The organism is Salegentibacter sp. BDJ18 (genome assembly GCF_017579965.1).
GTDB lineage: Bacteria > Bacteroidota > Bacteroidia > Flavobacteriales > Flavobacteriaceae > Salegentibacter.
Genome location: NZ_JAFLQX010000003.1, coordinates 550544 through 558594, shown reverse-complemented (window position 1 = coordinate 558594; position 8051 = coordinate 550544). Strand labels below are relative to the sequence as shown.

Sequence of the window (8051 nt, the reverse complement as noted above, 5' to 3'; positions counted from 1 at the left end):
CTTCAAAAATTCATCGTTAAATAAATCCTCTTTTTTCATACTGTGTAAAATTTAAAATTAGACAAAAAAATAACAGGGGTCGCGACCCCTGTTATTTTTCTATTTACACAGTTTATGAGATAGTCCTCAATCTGCATCTTTTTTACGAACGGTAGTGATATAGCTTTCGGGTAGTTTTTGCCCTTCTTCCCTGACTTTTTTAACTACCTCCAGTACTTCTTTAATTTTATTGTAAATCTTTAATTTATCTTTTTCAGAGAGTTCGTTAACCTTCGTGGCCGGATGAATTTTAACCTGAAATAATATTTCATCGGCATATAAATTCCCAATTCCGGCGATGAGTTTTTGATTCATTAGCAGAGCTTTTATCGTCCCGGTTTTACCCTTTAAAATTTCAAAAAACTGTTCTTTTGTAAGGGCAAGCGCATCAACTCCCAGACCGTTCTCTTTCTGAAATTTAACCAGACTTTCTGCTAAATAAAGTTTTCCAAATTTACGCGGACAGGTAAAAGAAACCCGGGAATGGTCTTCAAAAGTAAGTGTGAGTTGTGCATATTTAGGTATTTCTTCGTGCTGATAATACTCCAGTTTTCCGGTCATCCCAAAATGTACCACCAAAACTCCTTTATTTTTTAAATTCAGGAAAAGATATTTTCCTAAACGTTCACTCCCAATAAATTGATTGTCTTTTAGGGTTTCCTCAAATTCATTTTTATCCGACTGGTATATTTTCTTATCACCGGTCTCAACTTTTACGATCTTCTTATGCAGAATAGTAGCATCGGCATATTTTTTCTGATAGGCAACTTCGGGTAGTTCTGGCATATTCTCTGTTCTCTGTTCTCTGTTCTCTGTTCTCTGTTCTCTGTTCTCTGTTCTCTGTTCTCTGTTCTCTGTTCTCTGTTCTCTGTTCTCTGTTCTCTGTTCTCTGTTCTCTGTTCTCTGTTCTCTGTTCTCTAAAATATTAATGATTTCAGCTTTAGGCTTATAAATTCATCTTAAACTTCAAGACAGTCATTCAAAAAAGCTTCATTTGTCCGTCTTTGTATTGTTCGTGTAGATCGCAATTTAAAACCGGCCTTTCTCTTTCCTTAAGATATTTTGCCTTAGCTATTTTAAACTGCTGTGCCACCTGGCTGGCAAATTCACCTTCGCCTTTCATTCTTGTTCCAAACCTGCTATCGTTTAAACTTCCACCGTGAACATTTTCTATTTGATGCAAAACTTTATCGGCCCTGTCTGGCATCGCTTTCCTAATCCAATCGGTAAAAATGCCTCCAATAGCTCCGTTTAACCTTACAATGGTATAGCCAACACCCAGTGCGCCCCTCTCGGCTACTTCTTTCACCAGCGGCATAATTTCGTGGGAATTTATTGAGGGAATTATTGGCGCCATCATCACGTTCACAGGAATACCAGCTACAGAAAGCTTTTCTATAGTTTCCAGCCGTTTTTTTATACTAGCCGTTCTGGGTTCCAAAATTCTTCGGGTTTCTTCCTCGAGGGAAGTGACCGATAAGCTAACCTGAACCAAATTATCTGCAGCCAGGTCTTTTAAAATATCTATATCCCGCTGTACCAGGGCGTTTTTAGTGATAATACCAACCGGATGTTTATACTTTAAAAAGGTTTGAAGCAGCTGTCTCGTAATTTTTAGTTTTTTTTCGATTGGCTGATAACAATCTGTATTTCCAGATAGCACAATAGGGGTAGCTTCCCAATTTTTGCTACTAATCTTCTTTTGCAGCAGTTCTACCGCATTTTTTTTTACCAGGATTTTTTGTTCAAAATCAAGTCCCGCACTATAGCCCCAATATTCATGAGAATTACGGGCGTAACAATAAATACAACCGTGTTCACAGCCCTGATAAGGATTTAACGAAAATCCCATCCCAACATCCGGACTGTTCACTTTATTTACAATAGTTTTTGGAAAAGTATCTATTAAAACCGTTTTAGAATTTTGAACCTCATCGCCTTCAGTAGCGCAATGGTTGAGAAAATCATCACGAAATTCATGATCGTGTGCGTCAAATCGGTTATGCACATTTAGCTGTGCACCTCTTCCGTAGATAAAATCTTTATTATTGGACATATTACAAATTTATGGAATATATCCTATTTATAGAATAAAAAATAAGCTTTAACATCCAAAAATTAAATTCTGAACGCTAAAGCTTTTATTTTAGTTACCCGGAAAATCGGCTTTACGTTTGTTTAAAAATGCCGAAGTGCCCTCCTCAAAATCTTCGGTTCCAAAAGAGTTTCCAAATTCACTAATTTCCACTTCAAAACCATTTACGCCATCTTCGTAATTTGAATTTATAGCTCGAATTGCCGCGCTTATTGCCACTAAGGAATTCTTCATAATTTTTCCTGCAATCTTTTCGGTAAATTCTATCAATTCTTCAGGTTCACAAACGTGATTCACAAGATTATACTGAAGCGCCTGATTGGCATCTATCATTCCCGCGGTCATAATCATTTCCATTGCACGACCTTTTCCTACTAATTGCGGAAGTCTTTGTGTGCCGCCATAACCGGGAACCACCCCAAGTGAAGTCTCAGGAAGTCCCATTTTGGCATTATCGCTAGCAATCCTGAAATGAGCAGCCATTGCTAATTCGAGTCCGCCACCAAGGGCAAAACCGTTTACCGCGGCAATAACCGGTTTAGGAAAATTTGCTACAAAATCGAATAATTTCGCCTGACCTTCAGCTGCAAGTTCGCGACCTTCTTCAGGAGAGAAATCGGCAAATTCACTAATATCTGCACCGGCAACAAAAGCCTTTTCTCCCGTTCCGGTTAGAATGATCACTTTTACTTCTTTATCTTCTTTTGCTTCAGTAAAAGCCTGGTGCAATTCTTCAATGGTATCGCGGTTTAAAGCGTTTAATTTTTTAGGACGGTTAATTGTAATTTGTAAAATACCGTCGTTATTTTCGGTTAAAATATTTTCGAATTCCATATTTAAAATTTTTGGTTCGTTCTTTATTATTTAGGAAAACGTAACTTAAAAGTAGTACCCCTTCCTGGCTTAGAAGTAAAGTTAATACTTCCATTATAAGTTTCCACAATATTCTTTACCATAGCAAGGCCAAGCCCCATTCCGCTAGATTTAGTAGTAAATTTAGGTTCAAAAACTTTCTCTATATTTTCTTCGGAAATACCTGCACCGTTATCTGAAATGATCACGCAAACATTCTTTTCTTCCTCGTGAATACTTACCATTATACGCGGATTTTTCTGCTTATCCATTGCCTGAATGGCGTTTTTTACCAAATTGGTAATTACCCGAATGAGTTGCGTTCTATCAAATTTTGCGAGAATTTCTTCTTTTTCGCTGGAAAACTGAATATAATCTTCATTAAAAATATCCAGTGCAAGTTTTACAATTTTGGGAACATTCAACATTTCGTTTTGTTGAGCGGGCATTTTCGCAAAATTCGAAAAAGCTTCAGCAATAGAACTCATCGTATCTATTTGATTAATAAGTGTGGTAGAATATTCGGCTACTTTTGCTTCAATTTCGGGATCGTTTTTATCAAAATTCCGTTCAAAACTTTGTACGCTTAAGCGCATTGGAGTTAACGGATTTTTAATCTCATGAGCTACCTGTTTGGCCATCTCCCGCCACGCCTGTTCCCTTTCGCCGGCGGCAAGTTTTACCGCGCTTTCTTCCAACTCGTCTATCATACTATTATACGCAGCTACGAGCGTATAAATCTCTTCGGAAGCGTTATTTATATCTATTTTCTGGTTGCGTTTATCCAGGCGGGTTTCAGTAATTTTATCAGAAATAATCTTGAGAGATTTGGTGATATATTTAGAAAGAAAATAAGACATAATAATCGCCAAAACAAGCATAAACAAATACACCTCCAGCATTCTTAAGAGAAAATTATTCAAGTCCCTATTTAAAACCGTATCATCCTGAACATAGGGCAGGTAAAGTATGGCCAGGGGTTTAAATTTTTTATCTAAAATATAAGTATATGAAGACTGAAATTTTTGCCCATTAATTTCGGTTTTCTCAATATATCGTTTGTTTTCTGAGCGTTCCAGTTTTCGTAGAATATCTTTATCCAGTTGATTATCTGTGGTATCCCTAAAGAAAGATTGATCTGATTTTATTAAAAGTTGACCCTGAAAATCATAAATATTAATTTGCATCTCGTGCACCTGGGCCATTTCGTGAATCTTATTCCGCTCCCCGAAGATCATATCAATATTCTCGGTATTAATCAGGTAGGTTGTACTGGCGAGAATAAACTTTATATTCTCCCTAATAGCCTGCTCCTTCCTTTCCAGGCGTTCGCGGTGGTAGTTTTCAGCTTCCAGCTTATATTGATAAACTGTGATCCCAACAATTAAAATTGAAGCTCCCAACACCAATAAAATCATGGAGATAAATATGCGGGTACTTAAAGAAAGTTTTGAAAGCTTCATAAACAATTATTAGCGCAAATTAATCAATTATCACACCAATTAGGCATCGGGGTTTTTAGTTCTAATTCGCTTATACATTTTAATTCCCAGCATAAGCATTCCCGCCAATAAAAATATTCCTAAAACTCCGTAGATCCAGTTTAGAGCATCTTTTATAATCACTAAAAAAATAACTGCAAAGAGAATTAAAGTTGAACCTTCGTTCCATAACCTCATTTGATTGGATGTCCATTTTACCACATCATTTTGAAGTTCTTTAAAAATAAGATGACATTTAATATGGTAGGCGTATAGTACCACAACGAAACCCAGTTTTACCAACATCCAATCTTGCGAAAGCCATCCCGGTGCTAAATAAAGTAAAAGAAAAGCAAATAAACTCGCTAAAACAGCCGAAGGCCAGGTAATTATAAACCATAACCTTTTAGTCATTAGTTTAAACTGGTTGGCAAGAATGCTTTTATCGGGTTCAGGTTTTTGAGTAGCTTCTATATGGTAAATAAATAAACGCGGAATATAAAAAAGCCCGGCAAACCATGTGATTACAAAAATAAGGTGCAAAGCTTTTATGTACTGGTAATATTCTATCACAGATTAAGGTTTTTTGGTTGGGTTTTGATGGGTGTTGAAGACGGCCAGGATTATAATTTCCTGATTGTCAATTTCAAAAATAATTATGTAAGGAAAAATATCAAGGAGAGCATTTCTATAATTACCTTCCAATCGAAACATATAAGGATTAGATTGAATTCGGAACAAGGTGTGTTCAAAATCATCTAAAAAACGCTTTCCTAACCCAATTTGTCTGGCTTCATGCCAATCAATCGCAAGTTCTAAATCCAATTGGGCTGAAGAGTCTATTTTCAGTCTAAAACCCATATTTCTTTTCAATTTCTCCTCTCGCCTCCTCCCACGGAAGTGCCTTTGACGTACCATTTTTATGCGCTTCCAAACGACGATCCAATTCTTCTAGCTGCTCTTTAGAAAGCAAGTTTTGAAGGCTTTCTACCTTGTAATCTTCCCCAGGTTCATGAGCATTTACTCCCTGCAATAATTCTTCAACTTGCTTTAACAAAGCAAAATCGTTACAGGCAATAATCTTCTGAATCAATTCTATTTTTAGAGCTTCTTTATCCATTATTTCAGGCTTTCTAACAAAGATAGGGATTTATGAATTTTTCTTCAGCAGAAATATCAGGAGGTTTTAGGCTTTAATTTTAATCTCATTTCGCGGTTTAAAAAATAGGCAGTAACCACTGTTGAAAGTAAATCTGCAATAGGAAAGGAGATCCACACCCCTATTTTCCCAAAATAATTAGGTAAAATTAAAATTAGCGGAATAAAAAAGAAACCCTGCCTGGACAAAGTAAGCAACAATGCCGGTACGGCTTTACCCACGGCTTGAAAATAAGCAGCACCAATTAGCTGAATCGCTACAATGGGCGTGGCAGCAAAAACCCAGCGCATCGCATTGGGAGTTTCGGCAATAATCGTTGTATTTTTAGTGAAAATGCGAACAATTTCTTCAGAAAAAAACATAATCCCCCCAAATACCAGCAAACCCAAACCACAAGCATATAAGATAGCAGTATTTATACTTTTGCGAACCCTTTGATATTTTTCGGCACCATAATTAAATCCGGCAATTGGCAAAAATCCCTGCGTAACCCCCAATACCGGAAAGAGTGCAAACATGAGCATTCTGGCTATAATTGCATAAATCGCCACGGCATCTTCCCCGCCAAGGTCAAATAAAATATTATTCATAAGCAGGTAGATTACACTTACTACCGCCTGCCGGGATAAGGTAACAAAGCCAAGGGAACCAATTTCTCTAAGAATGCGTTTATTAAGACCAAAATCTGGTAAACTAATTCTAAGTTCAGAATTTTTGGAAAGGAAAAACCAAAAAACATAGGCAAAACAAAAAAGATAAGAAGCCGTGGTAGCCCAGGCCGCGCCCCACATACCAAGCTCCATTTGATTTATAAAAATATAATCTAGAACTAAGTTTGCCACAGAGGGAATTATCATGGCAATCATAGCGAATTTTGGTTTCCCTTCGGCACGAATTACCGTATTGCCCATCATACAAAGCGCCAGGAAAGGCACTCCATAAAGCACAATGGTATAGTAAACTTTTGCCGGTTCAAAAATATCGCCTTTTCCGCCAAAAGCAGGAATAAGCGAATCCACAAAAAGAAGACCTATAATTACTAACCCAATAGTAAGAATTAGCGTAAGACTTATCTGGTTTCCGAAAGTTTTAAGGGCCTTTTTACGATCATCGGCACCCAGCGCTCTTGATATTATAGAAGAACCACCAATGCCAATAGCCATTCCCAGGGCGGCGATAAAAAACGAAACCGGAAGCACTACATTTATCGCTGCAATAGCGGTAGAGCCAATCCAGTTTCCTACAAAAATGGTATCGATTAAAATATTAAGCGACATGACCAGGATTCCTACCGAAGCCGGTGCCGCTTGCTGTACAAGTAATTTACCTATTGGTTTTTCTCCGAGGTTTCGAGAATTCACCGAGGCCATTACGCTTCAACGGGCTTTTGATGCGCCCACTCATCTACCCAACGAGAAAGTACGTTCACCCAATCGTCCCTATCATTAAGACAGGGAACTACTGTAAATTCTTCCCCGCCAACTTCGTGAAAAATCTCTTCTCCTTCCATCGCTATTTCTTCTAAAGTTTCCAAACAATCTGAAACAAAAGCGGGGGTTACAATAGCCAGTTTTTTCATTCCCTGTTTTCCGAATCGTTCTATAGTTCTATCGGTATAAGGTTGCAACCAAGGGTCGAAACCTAAACGCGATTGAAAGGAAACGCTATATGAATTCTCTTTTAATTCTAAATATTCAGCTACAAGCCTTGTAGTTTCAAAACACTGGTGACGATAGCAAAATTGATGCGCTGCTGAAGCGGTTTGGCAACAACTTCCATCAATTTTACAGTGGGATTTAGTTACATCACTTTTTCTAATATGTCGCTCTGGCACCCCGTGATAAGAAAACAATAAATGCTGAAAATCTTTCCCTTTTAATTTTTCTGAAATACTTTCCGCTAAAACCCGAATATAGTCTGAGTGATTATAAAAAGGCGGCATTGTGGTAAATTGCATTTCCGGAAAATATTCTTTTCTAAGTTCTTCGGCTAAAACTAAAATAGTTTCGGTAGTAGCCATGGCGAATTGAGGATATAATGGAAATAGCAAAACTTCGTCTACCCCTTTATCATGCAATTCCTGAAGGCCCGATTTTATACTTGGTTCTCCATAACGCATTGCCAAAGCAATTGGCACAGAAGTGTTTTTATCCATTTTATCCTGAAGGCGTTCTGATAAAACAATTAGGGGTGAACCCTCGTCCCACCAAATTTTTTGGTAAGCTTCCGCCGATTTTTTGGGTCTTGTATTTAGTACAATTCCCCTTACCAAAAGTACCCTGGCCCAATAGGGAACGTCAATTACACGTTCATCCATTAAAAATTCGTCCAGGTATTCCTTTACATCTTTCGGGTCGGTGCTTTTTGGAGAGCCCAAATTTACCAATAGTACGCCTTTACTCATATTTTTCTTTTTCAACTTCAA

Annotated in this window: 9 protein-coding genes; all 9 read right to left on the bottom strand. The window is 37.6% G+C overall.

Going from position 1 to position 8051, the window contains the following annotated elements:
• Window positions 1–126 precede the first annotated feature (126 nt).
• Entirely contained in the window at window positions 127–825 is a 699-nt protein-coding gene (locus tag J0871_RS04935; RefSeq protein WP_208223908.1) for a DNA-formamidopyrimidine glycosylase family protein, read from the bottom strand.
• 193 nt (window positions 826–1018) lie between these two features.
• Window positions 1019–2095, bottom strand: a complete 1077-nt coding sequence (locus J0871_RS04930) for a PA0069 family radical SAM protein (RefSeq protein ID WP_208223907.1) — start codon at window positions 2093–2095, stop codon at window positions 1019–1021.
• Window positions 2096–2185: 90 nt separating this feature from the next.
• Window positions 2186–2968: an enoyl-CoA hydratase-related protein gene (locus J0871_RS04925; protein ID WP_208223905.1), complete on the bottom strand. Its 783-nt coding sequence runs from the start codon at window positions 2966–2968 to the stop codon at window positions 2186–2188.
• A 26-nt stretch (window positions 2969–2994) separates the two neighbouring features.
• Window positions 2995–4449, bottom strand: a complete 1455-nt coding sequence (locus J0871_RS04920; protein ID WP_208223903.1) for an ATP-binding protein — start codon at window positions 4447–4449, stop codon at window positions 2995–2997.
• Between the two features lie 39 nt (window positions 4450–4488).
• Window positions 4489–5037, bottom strand: coding sequence for a CopD family protein (locus tag J0871_RS04915; protein ID WP_208223939.1), 549 nt, complete (start codon window positions 5035–5037; stop codon window positions 4489–4491).
• Between the two features lie 6 nt (window positions 5038–5043).
• On the bottom strand, window positions 5044–5328 hold the full coding sequence (locus tag J0871_RS04910; RefSeq protein WP_208223901.1) for a type II toxin-antitoxin system RelE/ParE family toxin: 285 nt from the start codon (window positions 5326–5328) through the stop codon (window positions 5044–5046).
• Window positions 5318–5587, bottom strand: a complete 270-nt coding sequence (locus J0871_RS04905; RefSeq protein WP_208223899.1) for an addiction module protein — start codon at window positions 5585–5587, stop codon at window positions 5318–5320. The genes J0871_RS04910 and J0871_RS04905 overlap by 11 nt, the downstream gene beginning before the upstream one ends.
• Before the next feature lie 56 nt (window positions 5588–5643).
• Window positions 5644–6996, bottom strand: a complete 1353-nt coding sequence (locus tag J0871_RS04900; RefSeq protein WP_208223897.1) for an MATE family efflux transporter — start codon at window positions 6994–6996, stop codon at window positions 5644–5646.
• Complete coding sequence (gene hemH, locus J0871_RS04895; RefSeq protein ID WP_208223895.1) at window positions 6996–8030, bottom strand: ferrochelatase; 1035 nt, start codon at window positions 8028–8030, stop codon at window positions 6996–6998. The genes J0871_RS04900 and hemH overlap by 1 nt, the downstream gene beginning before the upstream one ends.
• Window positions 8031–8051: the final 21 nt, after the last annotated feature.